Raw genomic sequence first — 18,154 nt, forward strand, 5'->3', positions numbered from 1 at the left:
GTTCTTAGCGGCTGTTACGACAGTCCGCTGTTGATGGCGCTCACCAGCTCGCCGCTGGTGGTGTCACCGCTGAACTCCCAGAAGAACGCGCCGCCCAGACCCTGGGTCTTGGCCCACGCCATCTTCGTACCGATGGTGGCCGGAGTGTCGTACGACCACCAGTTGGTGCCGCAGTGCGCGTACGCCGTGCCGGCGATGGTGCCGGTGGACGGGCAGGACGTCTTGAGGACCTTGTAGTCCTCGATGCCCTGCTCGTACGTGCCTGCGGCCGGGCCCGTGGCGGTGCCGCCCGGCGCGTCCTGGGTGACGCCGGTCCAGCCGCGTCCGTAGAAGCCGATGCCGATCAGCAGCTTGCTCGCGGGGACGCCGATCGCCTTGAACTTGGCCATCGCGTCGGCCGTGGTGAAGCCGGCCTTCGGGATGCCGGTGTACGAGGTGAGCGGGGAGTGCGGGGCGGTCGGGCCGGTCGCGTCCCAGGCACCGAAGAAGTCGTACGTCATCACGTTGTACCAGTCGACGTACTGTGCGGCGCCCGCGTAGTCGGCGGCCTCGATCTTGCCGCCGGTGGAGCCGTCGGCGGTGGTGGCCGCGGTGACCAGGTTGCTGGAGCCGAACTTGGCGCGCAGCGCGGACATCACGTTCTTGAAGGCCGCCGAGCCGCTGGTGTCGCAGGACAGACCGCAGGCGTTCGGGTACTCCCAGTCGATGTCGATGCCGTCGAAGACATCGGCCCAGCGGGGGTCCTCGACCAGGTCGTAGCAGGACTGGGCGAAGGCGGCGGGGTCGGCCGCGGCCTGTCCGAAGCCGCCGGACCAGGTCCAGCCGCCGAAGGACCACAGCACCTTGAGGTTCGGGTACTTGGCCTTCAGCTCGCGCAGCTGGTTGAAGTTGCCGCGCAGCGGCTGGTCCCAGGTGTCGGCGACGCCGCTGACCGACTGGTCGGCGGTGAACGCCTTGTCGTAGTCGGCATAGGAGTCGCCGATCGCGCACTTGCCGCCGGTGACGTTGCCGAAGGCGTAGTTGATGTGCGTGATCTTGGCGGCCGAGCCCGACGTCACCAGGTTCTTGACGTTGTAGTTGCGGCCGTAGATGCCCCACTCGGTGAAGTAGCCGAGCTTGACCGCGCCGCTCGTGGCCGGCGGGGTCGTGGTGCCGCCGGTGGTGTGCACGGCGACCGCGCCGCTGACCGGTCCGGTCTGGTCGGCGGTGTCACGGGCCTGGACGGTGTACGAGTAGTCGGTGCCGGCGGTGAGACCGGTGTCCGTGTACGAGGTCGTCGTCACGGTCGCGACCTTGGTGCCGCCGCGCAGGACGTCGTAGTTCTTGATGCCGTTGTCGTCGGTGGCCGCGCTCCAGTCGAGCTTCACCGAGGTGTCGGTGATCGAGGAGGCGGTGGGAGTGCCGGGCGCGGAGGGCGCGCTGTCGCCGGGGACGGTGGTGCCGCCGTCACAACTGCCGCCGTTCAGCAGACAGTTGGAGGGCGAGCCGGAGCCGGCGCCGTTGAAGCCGAAGGAGACGGAGGCGCCTGCCGCGAGGGTGCCGTTGTAGGACTTGTTCTTGGCGGTCCAGTGAGTGCCGGAGGACGTGACGTCCGCGTCCCACGCCGACGTCACCGACGTACCGGAGGGGAAGTCCCACTCGATCGTCCAGGAACTGAGGGCGGTGGTACCGGTGTTGGTGACGGTCCACTTGCCTTCGAAGCCCGTACCCCAGTCCGAGCTCTTGGTGTACGTGGCGGTGGCGCTGGTGGCCGCCGAGGCGGGGCTCGCGAGCCCGACGAGGGCGGCGAGCGGAAGCAGCAGGGTGGTGAGCCCTGCGACAGCTCTGTGTCTGAAACGCATCCTGCGTCTCCTCCGGGGGAGTTGATGGGGGAGTTGATGAGGTGCGGTGGACAATAGAAAGGTCTGGACCATAGGTCAATAGGTCCAGACCAGTGAGACGGCAGCGTGTCATTACTTGTTACACGCCCAACTCCTTTGCCCGCACCGCCGCTTGGGGCAGAAGAAATACGTTCAGGGGGTGATTGTCAGGGGTGAGGGGTACACCGGATCCTGCGGGGATGGACAGTGCGCTGCTGGCGGCGGTCATCGGTTCGGTGGGGGGTGGCCTGGCCACCGGGGGCGCGGCGTGGCTGCGGACGCGAACCCATCTGCGCACGGCGGCGCGATTGATCTACGCGGAGCTGACGCGGGACAGCGCGGCGGTGGCGTACTTCCGGCAGACGGGGCATTGGGTGGCGCCCACGCTGAGCCGGAGGGCGTGGGACAGCCAGGGCGTGGTGCTGGCCCGGCAGCGCCGCGGGGACACCTTCGAGAAGGTGCACCGGGGATACGAGGCCTTGGAGGTGGCCCCGTTCATCGCGGACGAGACCCTTTCGTCGGGGGAGCGCGAGGAGTGGCTGCGGCAGGAACTGGCGCGGCTGGTCGACGCCATCGAGGAGGTCGGCGCGGTCGCCAAAGTGCCCCAGGCGCAGATCCAGGAGTGGACCGCGAGACTGAACGGCACTGTGTCAATGCACCGCACACCGCCACCCCGACTGGGCTCCGGCGTGGTCTCCCTGCCGTTGCTGGAGCGGCTCAGCGGGGGCATGGTGCCGCTTCGGATGTACGGCGGTCCAGGTGTCGCACTCCGGGACGGTCAGGTCGAGTGGGTCTCGGAGGAAGAGGGTGCGGAACTCGTCCGGCACGTGGTCTTCGACGCGCGAGGAGAAGAGGCCCTGCACGCACTGCCGGTGGCTCGCTGGACGGGGCAGCCGCCCACCGGAGATCCCGCCGTCGACGAGGCGTACGACGGTCTGGTGGCGGCCGACCGGCTGGTGTGCGAGGTGTTCGGGCGCGACCGCCTGCTCGCTACGGGCGGTCCGCTGGCCGCGGTGGTCCACTACGGGCGCGCCTCCGTCTATGGCGCGTGGCACGACTGTGTCTCCGTCCTCGGGGACGGAGACGGCAAGGTGTTCACCCGGTTCACCTCGCTCGACGTGGTCGCCAGCGTGAGCTGGCACGGCATCGCCGAGGTGGGCTTCTTCGACTTCCAGGGTGAGACCGGTGCTCTGGCCAACGCCGTGTGCGACGGATTCGGACTGCTGGCCAAGCAGTACGCACTCGGCCAGAGCGCCGCCGACGCGGACTGGGTGGTGGGCAGGGAGCTTCTGAACCCCGACATCAACGGCGTAGGACTGCGTTCGTTCAAGGAGCCGGGAGCCGCGTACGACGACGAGACGCTCGGCCAGGACCCGCAGCCCGGCCATATGGACGACTACGTGCACACCGAGGTCGACCAAGGAGGCGTCCACATCAACAACGGAATCCCCGGTCGCGCCCTGTATCTGCTCGCCGTTTCCCTCGGCGGCCACGCCTGGGAGCGCGCGGGCCGGATCTGGTGGGACGCGCTCACCGGGGACGGCATCCGTGAGGGTCTGCTCTTCGCCGACTGGGCCCGCCTCACCGCCGACGCTGCCGTCACCCGCTACGGCGACGACAGCGAGGAACACCGCGCCGTCCTCGCCGCCTGGGAAGCCGTAGGGGTGCCCGTCGGCAGTGGTGACTAGCGCTCGCCCCCCGGCACCCACAGCGCGTCCCCGACCTTGCCGTTGGCCGTGCGGGCCAGGATGAACAGCAGGTCGGACAGGCGGTTGAGGTAGGTGGCGGTGAGGGGGTTCATGACCTCGCCGTGGGCCTCCATCGCCGCCCACGTCGAGCGCTCAGCCCGGCGGACCACCGTGCACGCCTGGTGCAGCAGCGCCGCGCCGGGGGTGCCGCCGGGGAGGATGAAGGAGCGGAGCTTTTCCAGGCGTTCGTTGAAGTGGTCGCAGTCCGCCTCGAGTTTGTCGATGTAGAACTGTTCCACCCGCAGGGGCGGGAACTGCGGGTTCTCGACCACCGGCGTCGACAGGTCGGCACCGACGTCGAACAGGTCGTTCTGGACGCGGGTGAGGACCTTGACGACCTCCTCGTCCAGACCGCCGAGCGCGATCGCCGTGCCGATCACCGCGTTCGCCTCATTGGCGTCGGCGTACGCCGAGATCCGCAGGTCGGTCTTGGCGACCCGGCTCATGTCGCCGAGGGCGGTGGTGCCCTGGTCGCCGGTCCTGGTGTAGATGCGCGTCAGATTGACCATGAGCCCAGCGTAGTTACGCTCCGGCCTTCCGGAAGACCCGTGTGCCCACCGTCACGGCGAGCGCGGTGAAGCCGAGGGCGACGAGGGCGCCGTACAGCATGTGGGCGGTGGCGTACGAGCCCACGTATGCGTCCCGCACCGCGTCCACCAGATAGCGCAGCGGCATGAAGTGCGAGAGCACGTCCAGCCAGCCGGGGGCCAGCGCCATCGGCAGCATCAGGCCGGACAGCAGCATGGACGGCATGGTCAGCGCGTTGATGGCGGGGCCGAACTCCTGCGGCGTACGGACCTTCATGGCCAGGGCGTACGAGAGGGAGGCGAGGGAGAGCGTCAGCAGGGCGACGAAGGCGAAGCCGATCAGGATGCCGGCGAGGGGGGCGCGCAGACCCATCGCCACTGCCGCCAGCACCAGCAGTACCGCCTGGAAGACGAAGATGGCGGCGTCGCGCAGCACCCGCCCCAGCAGCAGGGCGAGGCGGCTCACGGGGGTGACCCGCATCCGCTCCACGATCCCCTGGTTCTTCTCGATGATGATCGTGAAGCCGGCGAACGCGGCTCCGAACAGCCCGAGTTGGAGCAGCAGCCCAGGGACCAGGATCTGCCAGGAGCTGCCCCGCGAGCCGAGCGGGAGGCCGGTCAGCAGCGGGCCGAAGAAGAGGAGATAGAGGAGCGGCATCAGGACGCCGAAGAGGAGCTGGAACTTGGAGCGCAGGGTCTGGCGGGCGTAGCGCCCGAAGATCAGGGCGGTGTCGTGCAGAAGCATGTCGTCGTACGTCCTATACGGCTACGGGGGTGGCGTCCGCCGGCGTCGGGCCGCGGCCGGTGATGGCGAGGAACGTGTCCTGGAGCGTGGCGTCGATCGAGCCGCCGTGCGCCAGTTTCAGCGCGCTCGGCGTGCCCTCGGCGACGACCACGCCCTTGTCGACGATCACCAGCCGGTCGGCGAGCGCGTCTGCCTCGTCGAGGTAGTGGGTGGTCAGGAAGACCGTGGTGCCGTGGTCGTCGCGCAGGCGGCGGACCAGGTCCCACAGGTCGGCGCGGCTGCCGGGGTCCAGGCCCGTCGTCGGCTCGTCGAGGAACAGCACCTGTGGCCGATGGGTGAGGCCCATCGCGATGTCGAGACGGCGGCGCCGGCCGCCGGAGAGTGCCGAGGTCCTGCGGTCCAACTCCTCGGTGAGGTCGAGTTCGCGCGCCAGCTCCCCGGCCCGCTCCACCGCCTGCGTCTTCGTCAGGCGATACAGCCGCCCCTGGGTGACCAGCTCCTCCCGCACGCTCACGTGTGGGTCGACGCCGCCCGACTGGGCGACATAGCCGCAGGCGCGGCGCACGCCGGCCGGGTCGGTGGCGAGGTCGTGGCCCGCGACGGTGGCCGCGCCGCCGGTGGGCGGCAGCAGGGTCGTGAGCATCCGGAGGGTGGTCGTCTTGCCCGCGCCGTTCGGGCCGAGGAAGCCGAGGATCTCGCCCGGCCGCACGGTGAGGTCGATACCGCGCACCGCCTCCACCGGGCCGCGCTTCGTCTGGAAGGTACGGGCCAGACCGGCCGTACTGATGATTGCCATGCCGTACAGAAAAACAGAGGCGATGAATTTTTGCAATGACACCAAGATTTCTGTGGCTCCAAAATTTCAGGAGGTGCACCGAAAGCTACGATGCGGGCATGGCTGAGGGACTCAGGGAGCGGAAGAAGCGGCAGACCCGGCAGTACATCTCGGATGTCGCCACCGGGCTGTTCCTGGAGCGGGGCTTCGACGCGGTGACGGTCGCGGAGGTCGCGGACGCCGCGAACGTCTCCGTGAACACCGTCTACAACTACTTCCCGACGAAGGAGGACCTCTTCCTCGACCGGTCCCAGGGAATCGTCGAACGGCTCGCCCGCTGGGTGCGCGGCCGGGAGAAGGGCGAGTCGGCCGCCGCCGCCGTGCTGCGCGAACTGCGCGAGGAGGTCGAGGCGGTCTCGCCCCGGCTCGGTCTGATGGACGGTTATGCCCGCTTCATGAAGGTCATCCACGACGCTCCCGCGCTCCGCTCGCGGCTGTGGGCGATCGGCCAGGAGATCCTCGACAACCTGGACGTGGCCCTGCGCGAGGAGACCGGCGCGCCCGATGACGACCCGCTGCCCGGGCTGATCGCCGGTCAGATCAACTGGGTGCACCAGACCGTGATGTCCGTCATCGGCCGGGAGATGATGACCGGCCGAAATCCGGACGAAGTATCACGCGAAGTGCTCGTTCTCCTCGACGACATGGAGGAGCTGTTGAGCGAGAAGGTCCTCAACTACGCCGTACGGGCGGCGGAATGACCCGCGCCGGTGTGACGTCCGTCAGATGAGACGTGACGCGCATTACTTACCGGTCACACAGGCCCTCACGAGCGCTAGTGTCCGCCGGAGAGGCGTACCTAAACAGCGTGTAAGGGGAGTCGGAGTGGCACGGAAGCTCGCCGTCATCGGAGCCGGACTCATGGGGTCCGGTATCGCTCAGGTCTCCGCGCAGGCGGGCTGGGACGTCGTCCTGCGCGATGTCACCGACGAGGCGCTGACCCGTGGCGTCGACGGCATCAGGGCCTCGTACGACAAGTTCGTGAGCAAGGGCAGGCTCGAAGCCGCGGACGCCGACGAGGCGCTCGCGCGCATCACCGCCACCACCGACCTGGACGCGGTCGCCGACGCCGACATCGTCGTCGAGGCCGTCTTCGAAAAGCTTGAGATCAAGCACGAGATCTTCCGGGCGCTCGACAAGATCGTCCGCCCGGACGCCGTGCTCGCCTCCAACACCTCCGCCATCCCGATCACCAAGATCGCGGCGGCCACCGAACACCCGGAGCGGGTCGTCGGCGTGCACTTCTTCTCGCCGGTGCCGATGATGCAGCTCGTCGAGCTGGTCCGCGGCTACAAGACGAGCGACGAAACGCTCGCCACCGCGCGGGAGTTCGCCGAGTCCGTCGGCAAGACCTGCATCGTCGTCAACCGCGATGTGGCGGGCTTCGTGACCACCCGTCTCATCTCCGCGCTCGTCGTCGAGGCCACCAAGCTGTACGAGTCCGGCGTGGCCACCGCCGAGGACATCGACCTCGCCTGCAAGCTGGGCTTCGGTCACGCCATGGGCCCCCTGGCCACGGCCGACCTGACGGGCGTCGACATCCTGCTGCACGCCGCGAGCAACATCTACACCGAGACCCAGGACGAGAAGTTCGCGCCGCCGGAGCTGATGCGCCGGATGGTTGACGCCGGTGACATCGGGCGCAAGAGCGGGCAGGGCTTCTACAAGCACTGAACCACCCACTGAAACCGCACGCACCTCTGGAGTGTCACTCCATGAGGTGAATTCGGTATCGGTTCGCTTACAGACGGCAACCTCTGCGCCCTTTCGGCAGTCAGACGGTGCAACACAGAACGACAGACAGAACGCGAACAGACAGACGCGGAGTACGAGACGCACTCTCGGGGAGCGCATATGTACATCAGGGGCGACCACGCCGAGCTGGTCGTCGGGGGCCGCCTCGACGTACGCAGCGCGGCGGACGCCCGTACGGTCCTGCACTCGGCCGTCGACGACGGAGCCGGCGACCTGGTGCTCGACCTGTCCGAACTGGACTCCTGGGACGCCACCGGACTCGGTGTCATCATGGGGGCCCACCGACGGGCCGGGCGGTGCGGCCGACGGCTCGTGCTGCGCGGCGTACCACCGCAGATGCAACGCCTGCTGGTCGCCACCCGGCTGCACCGGATCCTGGCGATCGAGGGCGGCATCGGAGTGGAATCCCTGCCCCGGGTGTGAGACCCGGGGACCTGCACCACCCCGGGAGTGAGGCCTCGTACACGCGTCCTGACCGGCGTACGAAACGCACCACGCGCACAATCCTCACGAAGCTGTGACGTCTCGGACGGCGCGGTACCCCGACTGTTCATAGATACTGTGCGAAGGTTTAGGGTTCGGCTGCCCGCCGACCGAAACCCTGCGAGCGGGCACCGGACCAGAAGCGACAGCGCGGTGTGCAGCAAGGCCGGGAGGGGCTCGGCACACGACGCTTTTGGGGGGCTTGGAACATGGACCCGAACACCCGGGGACCCGAAGATTACGGCCATGACGACGACGGCCAGGCGCCTCGCTCGCGCCCGCCTCGCGATCCGCTCACGACCGACCTGAGCCAGCACACACCGGCGCTCGCCCGCACGGTCCAGCTCGTCTCGGGCGACTTCCTGCTGACGGTCAACCCCGTCGACGGCAGCGAAATAGAGAACTGCCCGCCGCACGAGCGGCCGCAGCGCCCGGCGAAGTTCAGCGCCGCCGAGCGCGCCGAGCTGGCCCGCACGGCCCAGCCGCCCGTCCCGCCGGGACCCGCGCAGCCCCGGCTGCCGCTCCTGGAGCGTCAGGAGGAGCGCGAGCGGCTCGTACGCCTCCTCGCGCGCGGGCGCTCGGTACGGCTCACCGGACCCTCGGGATCGGGCCGCACCAGCCTCCTCGACGCCGTAGCCGACGACTGCGCGGACCTCGCCCCCGACGGCGTCGTACGCCTCTCCGGCTACCGGCGCACGGCGAGTGACCTGCTGTACGACCTCTTCGCCGCCGTCTACAGCGCACCCCTGCACCGCCCGGAACGGGACGAACTGCTCCGGCTCGTCCACGAGATCGGCGCGGTCGTCGTCCTCGACGACGTGGAGTTCGGCGGCAGCGCGCTCGACGAGCTGCTCGACGCCACCCCCGAGTGCGCCTTCCTCGTCAGCACGACGCCCGACGTCGCCGCGCCGTCCGCCGACTCCCTCCTCGAAGAGGTGTTCCTCGGCGGACTCGACCGCAGCGGCGGCCTCGAACTCCTGGAGCGGGCCGTCGGCCGCGTCCTCACCGAGGACGAGTCGAACTGGGCCGGCGACCTCTGGTTCGAGTCCGAGGGCCTGCCCCTGCGCTTCATGCAGGCGGGAGCGCTGCTGCGGCAGCGCGACCAGCTGCGGGCCAGCGAGAACGCCGTCGACGAGTTCGGTGTCTTCCAGAACATCCCCGTCGACGCGCCCTTCGACGCCGAGGACGGCGACGATCACGACGTACCGCTGCCGTCGCTCGCCGAAGGCGCCGCGCCCGCCGCGCTGCTCGCCTCCCGGCTGAGCGACTCGGCCCGCGCCACCCTGCGCTTCGCGGTCGCCCTCGGCGGCGAGGTGCCGCACCAGGCGCACCTGCCCGCGCTCGTGGGCGACACCCACGCCGACGCCGCCCTCGCCGAACTGGCGAGCTGCGCGCTGGTCTCCCCGGTCGGCTCCCGCTACCGGCTCGCCGCCGGCGTGCAGGCCCAGCTGGAGGCCGCCGGATACGCGGACGGCCTTGAGGAGCAGGCGCTCGCCGCGGCCCGGCACTACACCTGGTGGGCCGGGCACCCCTCGGTCACCCCGGAGCGGGTCTGCGCCGAGGCCGACGCGCTGCTCGCCGCGCTCACCGTCCTGGTGCCGCTCACCACGGCCCCGCTCGACGAGCAGGACGAGAGCGTCGCCGTACAGCTGGCCCGCACGGCCGCGCCCGCGTTCGCCGCGGGTCTGCACTGGAGCGCCTGGGAACGCAGCCTGCGCTCCGGCGCCGAGGCCTCCCGGCTCTCCGGCGAGGTCTCCGAACAGGCCTACTTCCACCACGAGTTGGGCATCCTCGCGCTCTGCGGCGGCCAGCTGGACCGGGCCCGCGCCGAGCTGGAGGCCTCCATCGGGCTGCGCGGCGCCCTCGCCGACAAGCGTGGCACCGTCGCGGGCCGCCGCGCCCTCGCGCTGGTCGCCGACCGCTCCGGAGCCACCCTGGCCGGCGGGCGCACGGCGGCGGGGGAGGAGGTGCCCGACGCGCGGCACGAGGAGTCGGCGTCGCCCCCCGGTGGCGTACCGGCCGCCTTCGTGATGGCCGAACCGCCCTTCGAACCCACCACGCTGGTCACCCACCGGGCCGAGCCCGGTGGCCCCGCGCCCAAGCGCGTCGGCGTCGCGGGCCGGCTGGTGAGCGGCACCCGGCGCAACCTGGTGGCCGCGGGCGCCGGCGCGCTCCTCGCCGCCGTGCTGGGCACCGTGGTGACACTCGGCGCGACCTCGGACCACAGCAACGACACCCCGTCCGAGAAGGTCGGCGTCAATCCCTCGGCCAGCCAGGGCAGCGACGACGACAGCCTCGGCGCGGACAAGGCCAAGAAGGGCGGCGACTCCGACACGGGTACCGTGGCGACGCCCACGGATCCTGGTCCCGACGGTACGTACGGGACGTCGGACGATCCGACGCCGACGGACACGGGCGGCAGTACGCCGTCCGACGACCCGAGCGGCACGCACACGTCGGGTACGCCGTCGAAGTCGCCGTCCACTTCGCCCTCGAAGTCGGCGACGACCAAGCCTCCGACGTCGACGACGAAGCCGCCGTCGAGTACGCCGACCCCTTCGTCGCCCACGCCCACGACTCCGACGCCCACGGAGTCGCCCACCGCGACAACCCCGTCGACGTCGGACACCGCCAGCGGCCCCGCGTCGAGCAGCGCCCCGGTGAGTACGTCGGCCAGCGCCCCGGAGAGCAGCGTCACCAGCGCTCCGGCGAGCGGCACCGGTGCCACATCGCCGGGCGGCGCGGTGATCTGACCGTACGAAGCGAGAGGGCCGGGTCCACGACGTGGACCCGGCCCTCTCGCTGTAGTCGTCCCCGCGGTCAGAACAACCGCAGCTTGTCGTCCTCGATGCCGCGCATCGCGTCGTAGTCCAGGACCGCGCAGCCGATGCCGCGGTCGGTGGCGAGGACACGGGCCTGCGGCTTGATCTCCTGGGCGGCGAAGATGCCGCGGACCGGCGCGAGGTGCGGGTCGCGGTTCAACAGCTCCAGATAGCGCGTGAGTTGCTCCACGCCGTCGATCTCACCGCGCCGCTTGATCTCCACGGCGACGGTCTGGCCGTCGGCGTCCCGGCACAGGATGTCGACCGGGCCGATGGCCGTCATGTACTCGCGGCGGATGAGCGAGTAGCCCTCGCCGAGCGTCTCGATGCGGTCGGCGAGGAGCTCTTGAAGGTGTGCTTCCACGCCGTCCTTGATCAGGCCGGGGTCCACGCCGAGTTCGTGCGAGGAGTCGTGGAGGATCTCCTCCATCGTGATGATGAGCTTCTCGCCCGCTTTGTTGATGACGGTCCAGGTGCCTTCGTCGTCGCCGGAACCCTCCTTCAGCGTGCAGGGCGGCGACATCCAGTTGAGGGGCTTGTAGGCCCGGTCGTCCGCGTGGATCGAGACGCTGCCGTCCGCCTTCACGAGGATGAGGCGGGGGGCCGACGGGAGATGGGCGGTGAGCCGGCCCGCGTAGTCCACGGAACAGCGGGCAATGACGAGACGCATGGTCGGCAACGCTACTCGACGGGCGGTGGTGCACGCGATTCGCCCGCCCGTCTCCCACCACCACCCTCAACCGAGGGCCCTCCGGTCCCGCCCCTTTCTTCCTGGAAGAACCCTGTTCGGTGGTGGCTGATTGTGCGCCTAGTGGGAGTTCGCTATGTGCGCATTCTCCTGGTGCCGTCACCGTCCGTTGCTTACCGTATAAACGGGAGGTCGCGATGCGTGTACTCAGCGTGTTCGATATCGCGAATTCCCTATCCCTGTCCGGCAACCCCCGAGGTCTGGGGGTGCGAGAGGAGTACCCATGTCGCTCGACGTCTCACCGGCCCTACTTGAACAGGCCGAGCGAGGCGAGGTCGACGAAGCTGAATTCGTCGACTGCGTCCGGACCTCCCTGCCCTACGCATGGGAGATGATCAGCTCCCTGGTGGCCCAGCTGAAGGTGGACGGCGGCAACTTCGCCGACAACCAGACGCCTCCGCCGGACGAGCAGGCACGTGGCCAGCTGCTGCGTGCGCTGGCGAGTGACGCGATACGCGGCGCACTGCAGCGGCACTTCGGAGTGCGGCTGGCCTTCCAGAACTGCCACCGGGTGGCGGTGTTCCCGCTGGACGCCTCAGTGGACGACACGCTGGCACGCTTCACCTCGGTCCGCAGCCAGCTGCTGAACCAGTCGCCGGAGTTCCGGGACTGCTGACGCGGTGACGCAGCACTGCTTGCCGCTCCGTACGCGGGAGGTGCATTTGTACTGGGGCGGCAAGCTCCCCGCGCGGTCACCTGAGGTGCGGCAGCACCTCGGCGCCGAGACGTCGTACGTTCTCCTCCGTCGCCGCCAGATCTCCCGAGCCCTCGACGAGCAGGGCGAAGCGTGAGATGCCGGTCCGCTCCGAGGTCGCCGCGAGCCGGTCGGCGCACAGCCGGGGGGTGCCCACCGGGTGCAGCCCGCAGAGCAGTTCGGTGTACGCCAGGGGGTCCCGCATCGCGCGGGTGCGGCCGTCGACCGTCACATGGGCGTCCAGCCCGTGCTTCAGCCAGCCCGGCATCGCCTTGAGGAGCGACTCGACGGCGTCGGTGCGGCGGTCCGCGATCTGGCAGACGCCGGCGGACACATGGGCCGCCGCGAAGATCTCGTCCGCCGGGCGCCGGGCCGCGCGCGCGTACTGCCGCCACAGCGCGACCATTTCGGCCTTCTCCTCGTCCCCGACATGCATCCCCAGGAGCATCGGCAGCCCGCGCTCGGCCGCGAGCCGCACGCTCGCCGGTGAGGTGCAGGCGACGACGACCTCGGGCCCCGGAGCTCCGCTCAGCGCCTCCGACGGCCGGGGGACGACGGGGACTTCACGGAAGCTGAACCGCTCCGAGGTGCCCCGCACCGACGGCTCGCGCAGCCAGCGCACCAGGAGGTCGAGTGACTCCGGGAACCCCTTCTCGTACGCCTCCAGTCCCGAACCGAAGACCTCCAGGTCGACCCAGGGGCCGCCGCGTCCGACGCCCAGCGAGAACCGTCCGCCGGACGTCAGATGCAGCAGCGCGGCCTGCTCGCCGAGTGCCACGGGGTGGACGGTGGGCAGCACGCTGACCGCTGTGCCGACCCGGATCCGGCTGGTGCGGCCGAGCAGGAACGCGGCGAGGGTGATGGCCGACGGGCAGGTGCCGTACGGCACGAAGTGGTGCTCGCCCAGCCATACCGAGTCGAGCCCCGCCTCCTCGGCGACCTCGGCGGACCGCACCGCCCGGTGCAGGGCCTCCCCCTGGCCCTGTCCGGGGAACTGGGCCGCCAGTACAAAACTTCCTACGTGCATCGCACTTCCTGCTTCCTCGGCTCCGACAGGGAGCTCCCCCGCCGGGCATAACCGCCTGACACGTGCCGAAGTCACGGTCTGGCGGGGAGATTTGCGGATTGTCTGCGAATTGGGCCGCCCGGTGGGGGATCTGTACGGGTTGGTGGAGTACGCGTACCCCGGTGCGCGCCGCGTAGGCTGGAGATGGCCCCTGCTCCCTGTATAGCTCCGTGAGGTGTCCCGTGTCCCCGCGTCGCAACCGTCCGAAGGCCGCCGGTGCGTCCGGCAGTAGTGCGGACGAGGAGCGGTCCGGCCGTTATGGCGGCTGGCAGTCGACCGAGAGCTGGCAGGGCGAGGAGTGGAGCGTGCGCCATGTGGCGGGCGCGAGCGCCGAGGGCAAGACCTACCGATGCCCCGGCTGCGACCAGATGATCCCCTCCGGTGTCCCGCACGTGGTGGCCTGGCCGGAGCACTCGGGCGTCGACGAGCGGCGCCACTGGCACAAGGCCTGCTGGAACGCGAAGGACCGCCGCACCTCGCGGGTGCAGCGGTCCCGTAACGCGCCCAGGTTCTAGGCGGTCAACGCGCCCAGCTTCTGGGCGACTTCGGAAATCAGGGCGGGGCTCAGACGTCCCGGCGCTCCAGCAGCACGAACGCGCCGACGATCGCCGCCGCCGTCACTCCGGCGAGCAGACCGAGCTGCGCGCCGCCGTGGCCGCTCTCGGTGTCCAGCCGGAAGATCCTGGCGAGGGCGTTGGGAGCGTTGTACTCCTGCATCTTCTCGCCGATCGTGCGCATGCTGTCGGACATCATGAGGAACGCGGGCATGATCGCGGGCACCAGCACCACACCGAGCATCGTGGTGATCGCGCCCGCCGAGTGACGCAGCATCGAGCCCACCGCGAGCGCGAGGACGCCGAGCAGTGAGACGTACAGCGAGCCCATGATCACCGTGCCGCCCCACGGCACGTCCGAGGTGCCGCTGCTGCCGTGCATCCCCGAGGTGATCAGGCCGACGAAGCCGATCGCGAACGCCGACACGACGAACGCCACCGCGAAGAAGATGATCAGCTTCGCGGTGAGCACCCGGTGCCGCTGCGGCGAGGCCGTGAACGTCGTACGGATCATGCCCGTGCCGTACTCGGACGAGACGACCAGGACGCCCAGCGTGATCAGGCAGATCTGGCCGAGCATCAGCCCGAAGAAGGCCGGGATCGTGTACGGGACGTCGGTGAAGTCCTCGTTCGTGGTCTGCGCGGCGACCAGGAAGCCGATGCCGATCACGAGGAGCAGGAAGGTGCCGAGCGTCCACATCGTGGAGCGCACCGACTTGATCTTCGTCCACTCGGAGTTGAGCGCGTGACCGAGGTGGGTGCGGGTGACCGGGATCGGCGAGGTGTACGAAGTGCCGGGCGCCGCCTGCCAGTTGGGGGCAGCGACGGCCTGCTGCGGCATCGGGGGCTGGGGCGTGCTCATCGGGCGTCCTCGGGCTTGGTCAGGTCGGGGGCGGCGGCAGGCGCGGCGGCGGGTGCCGCGGGCGGCTGTGCGGGGGCCTGGGGCGCGGCCTGGGCGTACGGGTTGACGTCCGCGGCACCGGGAGCCACGGGGGCGGCCGAAGCGCCGTAGGGACCCGGCTGGCCCGCTCCGGGCGCGGCGGGGGCGGCGGGCGCGCCGTACGGGCCCGGCTGTCCCTGCGGCATCGCGAACGGCTGCCCGCCCTGCTGGGGCGGCGGCGGCGCGTACCAGCCCGGCTGGCCCTGGCCCGCCACCGGCAGCTGCGGCGGCGGCATGGCGCCCGGCGGCAGCTCCTGCTGGAGCCCGGCCTTCTGGTCGATGGTCGAGCGGTAGTCGACGGCGCCCTGCGTCATCCGCATGTACGCCTCCTCCAGCGAGGCCTGGTGCGGCGACAGCTCCCACAGGCGTACGTCGGCGGAGTGCGCGAGGTCGCTGATGCGGGGGAGCGGCAGACCCGTCACGCGCAGGGCGCCGTCCTGCTCGGGCAGCACCTGGCCGCCCGCCTCGGTCAGCGCGGCCGTGAGCTTCTCGCGCTGCTGCGGCTCGGTCTCCGGGGTGCGGACCCGGGCGAAGTCGGCCGAGTTGTGCGAGATGAAGTCCTTGATGGTCATGTCGGCGAGCAGCTGGCCGCGGCCGATCACGATCAGCTGGTCGGCGGTCAGCGCCATCTCGCTCATCAGGTGCGAGGAGACGAAGACCGTACGGCCCTCCGCCGCGAGGGACCTCATCAGGTTGCGCACCCAGAGGATGCCCTCGGGGTCGAGGCCGTTGACCGGCTCGTCGAAGAGCAGCACCTGGGGGTCGCCGAGGAGCGCGGCGGCGATGCCGAGCCGCTGGCCCATGCCGAGCGAGAAGCCCTTGGAGCGCTTCTTGGCCACGTCCTGGAGCCCGACGACACCGAGCACCTCGTCCACCCGGCGGGCCGGGATGCCCGACAGCTGGGCCAGGCACAGCAGGTGGTTGCGGGCGTGCCGGCCACCGTGCACGGCCTTGGCGTCGAGGAGCGCGCCGACCTGGCGGGGCGCGTTCGGCAGCTTGCGGTACGGGAAGCCGCCGATCGTCACCTGCCCCGAGGAGGGGTTGTCCAGGCCGAGGATCATCCGCATCGTCGTCGACTTGCCCGAGCCGTTGGGCCCGAGGAAGCCGGTGACGGCGCCCGGCCGCACCTGGAAGGAAAGGTTGTACACGGCCGTCTTGGCGCCGTAGCGCTTCGTCAGGCCGACTGCCTCGATCATGCTCCGCACCCATCGAAAGGTTCAGGACGTCGGGGCGCACGCCCCCGTAAGGGTTAGGAGGATATCGGGGCGCTGACGGTTCCACTCAAGAGAAAGTAAAACTGCGCAGGTCACACGGGGGAGAGATCGAGTAAGGACTCTTACCTACATACCTACCTTTGTCAGGTACCCGCCGTGCCTGGTCGGGCTTGAAACGGAACCCTCAGAGCCGGTTCGGCAGCGAATCGTCCCGCGGAGGAAGGTCGTCGTACAGCTTCAGTTCCGAGTCGTCGGACTCGTAGGGCAGGAACTCCGGCTGCTCGGTGAGCCAGCCCTCCTCTCGGAAGATACGCGTGCCCCGGTGCCGCGTCGCCTCGTCGGAGCCCGCCCGGCGGACCCAGGTCTCGGGGTCCGGGCCGAGCAGTTCGCGCAGCGCGGTGGAGTCGGCGAGCAGTTCCCTGAGCAGGGTGGCCTGGTCCCCGCCGCCGGCGCGGGGGGAGCCCTTCGGGTCGGCCAGGACTCCATAGGCGCTGAAGTAGATGTACGCGGCGCCCAGTCGTTCCCCGGACGGCATGGTCATCGGGAACACGTCGCCCGGCAGCAGCGCCCGACGGTATCCAGGGAACTCCGTGTCGTCCACGACCTTCAGCTGGGCCGCGTCCAGCCAGGTCACGACCAGCGGGGTTTCGGCCGCGGGGTCCATGTACGGCGCGGCGGCGACGTATCCCGCCGGGCTGATGTGGGCGGAGAGCCCCACCTTGATGCCGCGCACCCGCACCGGGATCATCGGCATCTCGTCGGGGACTCCGATGCGGTCGAACTTGTGGCTCACCTGGCCCGGTGCGGCGTTCGACCCCACCGAGACGACCGGGTAGCGGCCGCCGACCGATGCCTGGCCGAGCCGCTCCAGAGCCGCGTCCAGGGTCTCTTCCCCGGACGCGACGCCGCTCCGCACGGTCCAGGCGCCCAGGCGCCGCGGTTGCACGCCGAGCGCCAGCAGTTCCTTGCCGGAGAGCAGGACAGGTTCGTCGATGACGCGGCCCGGGTATGTCAGCGGCTGCAGCGCCGGGACGTCGGTGTAACCGAGTGCTTCGATGCTGCGGTCGGTCATGGAGAAGCCCTTCTGTGAGCTGGCCGGGAGTCGGGCGGACGACAGTCTGAGCCTCCCACAACGGCGTATACCCGCGACACCTGTCATCGGGCGCCGCAGGGCCGGGTGGGGGACACCGATGCGTTTACCGAGGCGCGGCCACCGGCCGCATCCCAGATTCCGTAAGTCTGTTCGCTGGTGGATAGCGGATCGCACGCTGTCCGCCCTGCTGCTGCTCGCCCTGGCGGTTCTTCTGGTGTTCTCGGTGCTGCTCGCGGTGGGTTTTGTGCTGGCGGAGGACTCCTCCCGGCCCCTGGGGGAGCGCCTGTGGTCCCGTCAGTTGCTGGATGTGACCCTGGAGGTGCTGCGCGCCTGCGTGGGCACGGACAGCCTGTCCGTCGAGGGCGCGAACACCGCGCAGGAAGTACTGTCGACCGTCGCGTCGCTGACCGGCGCACTGGTCCCGGCGACCCTTCTGGGAATCGCGCTCATCAAGGTGTTCACGGTCCGGCCGGTCGTCTGGCGCAGGAAGGCCAGCATCGCGCTCGCCGCGATGTCGGACTCGCCGAACTACGCGCGCGATCACCAGGGCAGTGACAAAGCGGTGATCGCCGTACGCTTCTACAACCACGTACTGAACCTGGTCATGATGGAGGCGCGTGCGGAGGCCCATCTGCGCTTCCTGGAGAAGTCGCCGCACGCCGACACGCTGGTGATGTACAAGCAGCGGCTGAAGATTCTCGGCGAGGACGGCGGGTTGTGCGACGAGCGTGTGTGGTCCGTCGTGGAGCGCGCGGCCCCGTTCACCGTGTGGATACCCGTCGGCTCCGAGGTGCCCGAGCTTCCGCTCGGCTCGCTCCAAGGCAAGGACCTGCGGGGACTTCAGGGCGTACGCATCATGGTGCGCTTCACCGCCAAGGCGGTGGGGACCGGAGCGCAGCTCAGTGACGAGCGCTGGTTCAAGCTGGACGACTCGGATCTTGAGTTGGGCAAGTTCGTGTCCGTGGAACCGGATCTCGACGTTCATGTGAGCAAGTGGAAGGGGTGGAGGGAGTTCGACGAACTCCAGCCCGACGCCCCGCCGGAGGACTCCGCGCCTCCCGCTTCCTGAGC

Annotated in this window: 17 protein-coding genes; 8 read left to right on the forward strand and 9 right to left on the reverse strand. The window is 70.0% G+C overall.

Annotated elements, in window-relative coordinates; translation table 11 throughout:
- Positions 1–14: 14 nt before the first annotated feature.
- Positions 15–1,841: a glycosyl hydrolase family 18 protein gene (locus OG975_RS32655; protein ID WP_406332897.1), complete on the reverse strand. Its 1,827-nt coding sequence runs from the start codon at positions 1,839–1,841 to the stop codon at positions 15–17.
- Positions 1,842–2,059: 218 nt separating this feature from the next.
- Between OG975_RS32655 and OG975_RS32660 the strand changes: the two genes are divergently transcribed.
- Complete coding sequence (locus tag OG975_RS32660) at positions 2,060–3,547, forward strand: M4 family metallopeptidase (protein WP_406332898.1); 1,488 nt, start codon at positions 2,060–2,062, stop codon at positions 3,545–3,547.
- Here the strand turns inward: OG975_RS32660 and OG975_RS32665 are convergent.
- Genes OG975_RS32665 through OG975_RS32675 form a run of 3 tightly spaced genes read right to left on the reverse strand, consistent with a single transcriptional unit; the run spans position 3,544 to position 5,675 of the window.
- Entirely contained in the window at positions 3,544–4,116 is a 573-nt protein-coding gene (locus OG975_RS32665) for a cob(I)yrinic acid a,c-diamide adenosyltransferase (protein WP_406332899.1), read from the reverse strand. The genes OG975_RS32660 and OG975_RS32665 overlap by 4 nt on opposite strands.
- Positions 4,117–4,129: 13 nt before the next feature.
- Positions 4,130–4,879 (reverse strand): ABC transporter permease, encoded by a 750-nt coding sequence (locus OG975_RS32670; RefSeq protein WP_406332900.1) that lies wholly within the window; start codon positions 4,877–4,879, stop codon positions 4,130–4,132.
- Between the two features lie 13 nt (positions 4,880–4,892).
- The gene (locus tag OG975_RS32675) at positions 4,893–5,675 is read right to left on the reverse strand and encodes an ATP-binding cassette domain-containing protein (RefSeq protein WP_330307341.1); all 783 of its coding nucleotides are present in this window, start codon (positions 5,673–5,675) and stop codon (positions 4,893–4,895) included.
- Between the two features lie 98 nt (positions 5,676–5,773).
- Here OG975_RS32675 and OG975_RS32680 point away from each other — a divergent pair, with 98 nt between their 5' ends.
- The 4 genes from OG975_RS32680 (at position 5,774) to OG975_RS32695 (ending at position 10,705) form a co-directional block, all read left to right on the forward strand.
- Positions 5,774–6,415, forward strand: a complete 642-nt coding sequence (locus OG975_RS32680) for a TetR/AcrR family transcriptional regulator (protein ID WP_406332901.1) — start codon at positions 5,774–5,776, stop codon at positions 6,413–6,415.
- Between the two features lie 124 nt (positions 6,416–6,539).
- A complete protein-coding gene (locus OG975_RS32685) occupies positions 6,540–7,388 on the forward strand; it encodes a 3-hydroxyacyl-CoA dehydrogenase family protein (protein ID WP_327431782.1) in 849 nt (282 codons plus the stop codon).
- A gap of 180 nt (positions 7,389–7,568) precedes the next feature.
- Positions 7,569–7,892 carry an STAS domain-containing protein gene (locus OG975_RS32690; RefSeq protein ID WP_261707178.1) on the forward strand — a complete coding sequence of 108 codons (324 nt, stop codon included), beginning with the start codon at positions 7,569–7,571 and terminating at the stop codon, positions 7,890–7,892.
- Positions 7,893–8,161: 269 nt separating this feature from the next.
- Positions 8,162–10,705 carry an ATP-binding protein gene (locus OG975_RS32695; RefSeq protein WP_406332902.1) on the forward strand — a complete coding sequence of 848 codons (2,544 nt, stop codon included), beginning with the start codon at positions 8,162–8,164 and terminating at the stop codon, positions 10,703–10,705.
- Positions 10,706–10,772: 67 nt separating this feature from the next.
- Here OG975_RS32695 and nucS read toward each other — a convergent pair whose 3' ends face one another.
- Positions 10,773–11,444, reverse strand: a complete 672-nt coding sequence (gene nucS / locus OG975_RS32700) for an endonuclease NucS (RefSeq protein WP_381260618.1) — start codon at positions 11,442–11,444, stop codon at positions 10,773–10,775.
- A 301-nt stretch (positions 11,445–11,745) separates the two neighbouring features.
- Between nucS and OG975_RS32705 the strand changes: the two genes are divergently transcribed.
- Positions 11,746–12,138 (forward strand): SCO5389 family protein, encoded by a 393-nt coding sequence (locus tag OG975_RS32705; RefSeq protein WP_165340641.1) that lies wholly within the window; start codon positions 11,746–11,748, stop codon positions 12,136–12,138.
- Positions 12,139–12,214: 76 nt separating this feature from the next.
- Here the strand turns inward: OG975_RS32705 and OG975_RS32710 are convergent, their stop codons facing one another.
- Positions 12,215–13,243 carry an LLM class flavin-dependent oxidoreductase gene (locus tag OG975_RS32710; RefSeq protein ID WP_406332903.1) on the reverse strand — a complete coding sequence of 343 codons (1,029 nt, stop codon included), beginning with the start codon at positions 13,241–13,243 and terminating at the stop codon, positions 12,215–12,217.
- Between the two features lie 221 nt (positions 13,244–13,464).
- Here OG975_RS32710 and OG975_RS32715 point away from each other — a divergent pair, with 221 nt between their 5' ends.
- Positions 13,465–13,797 carry an ATP/GTP-binding protein gene (locus OG975_RS32715; protein ID WP_330307347.1) on the forward strand — a complete coding sequence of 111 codons (333 nt, stop codon included), beginning with the start codon at positions 13,465–13,467 and terminating at the stop codon, positions 13,795–13,797.
- A 49-nt stretch (positions 13,798–13,846) separates the two neighbouring features.
- On the opposite strand, the gene OG975_RS32720 is transcribed toward OG975_RS32715, so the two are convergent.
- The 3 genes from OG975_RS32720 to OG975_RS32730 all read right to left on the reverse strand — a co-directional run bounded on the left by OG975_RS32720 (position 13,847) and on the right by OG975_RS32730 (position 17,062).
- On the reverse strand, positions 13,847–14,698 hold the full coding sequence (locus OG975_RS32720) for an ABC transporter permease (RefSeq protein ID WP_406332904.1): 852 nt from the start codon (positions 14,696–14,698) through the stop codon (positions 13,847–13,849).
- On the reverse strand, positions 14,695–15,972 hold the full coding sequence (locus tag OG975_RS32725) for an ABC transporter ATP-binding protein (protein ID WP_406332905.1): 1,278 nt from the start codon (positions 15,970–15,972) through the stop codon (positions 14,695–14,697). The genes OG975_RS32720 and OG975_RS32725 overlap by 4 nt, the downstream gene beginning before the upstream one ends.
- A 202-nt stretch (positions 15,973–16,174) precedes the next feature.
- Positions 16,175–17,062, reverse strand: a complete 888-nt coding sequence (locus OG975_RS32730) for a hypothetical protein (protein ID WP_406332906.1) — start codon at positions 17,060–17,062, stop codon at positions 16,175–16,177.
- Positions 17,063–17,180: 118 nt separating this feature from the next.
- Here OG975_RS32730 and OG975_RS32735 point away from each other — a divergent pair, with 118 nt between their 5' ends.
- On the forward strand, positions 17,181–18,152 hold the full coding sequence (locus OG975_RS32735; protein WP_381260622.1) for a hypothetical protein: 972 nt from the start codon (positions 17,181–17,183) through the stop codon (positions 18,150–18,152).
- The last annotated feature ends 2 nt before the right edge of the window (positions 18,153–18,154 follow it).

Source organism: Streptomyces sp. NBC_00203 (assembly GCF_045206325.1).
Taxonomy (GTDB): Bacteria; Actinomycetota; Actinomycetes; order Streptomycetales; family Streptomycetaceae; genus Streptomyces; species Streptomyces lutosisoli.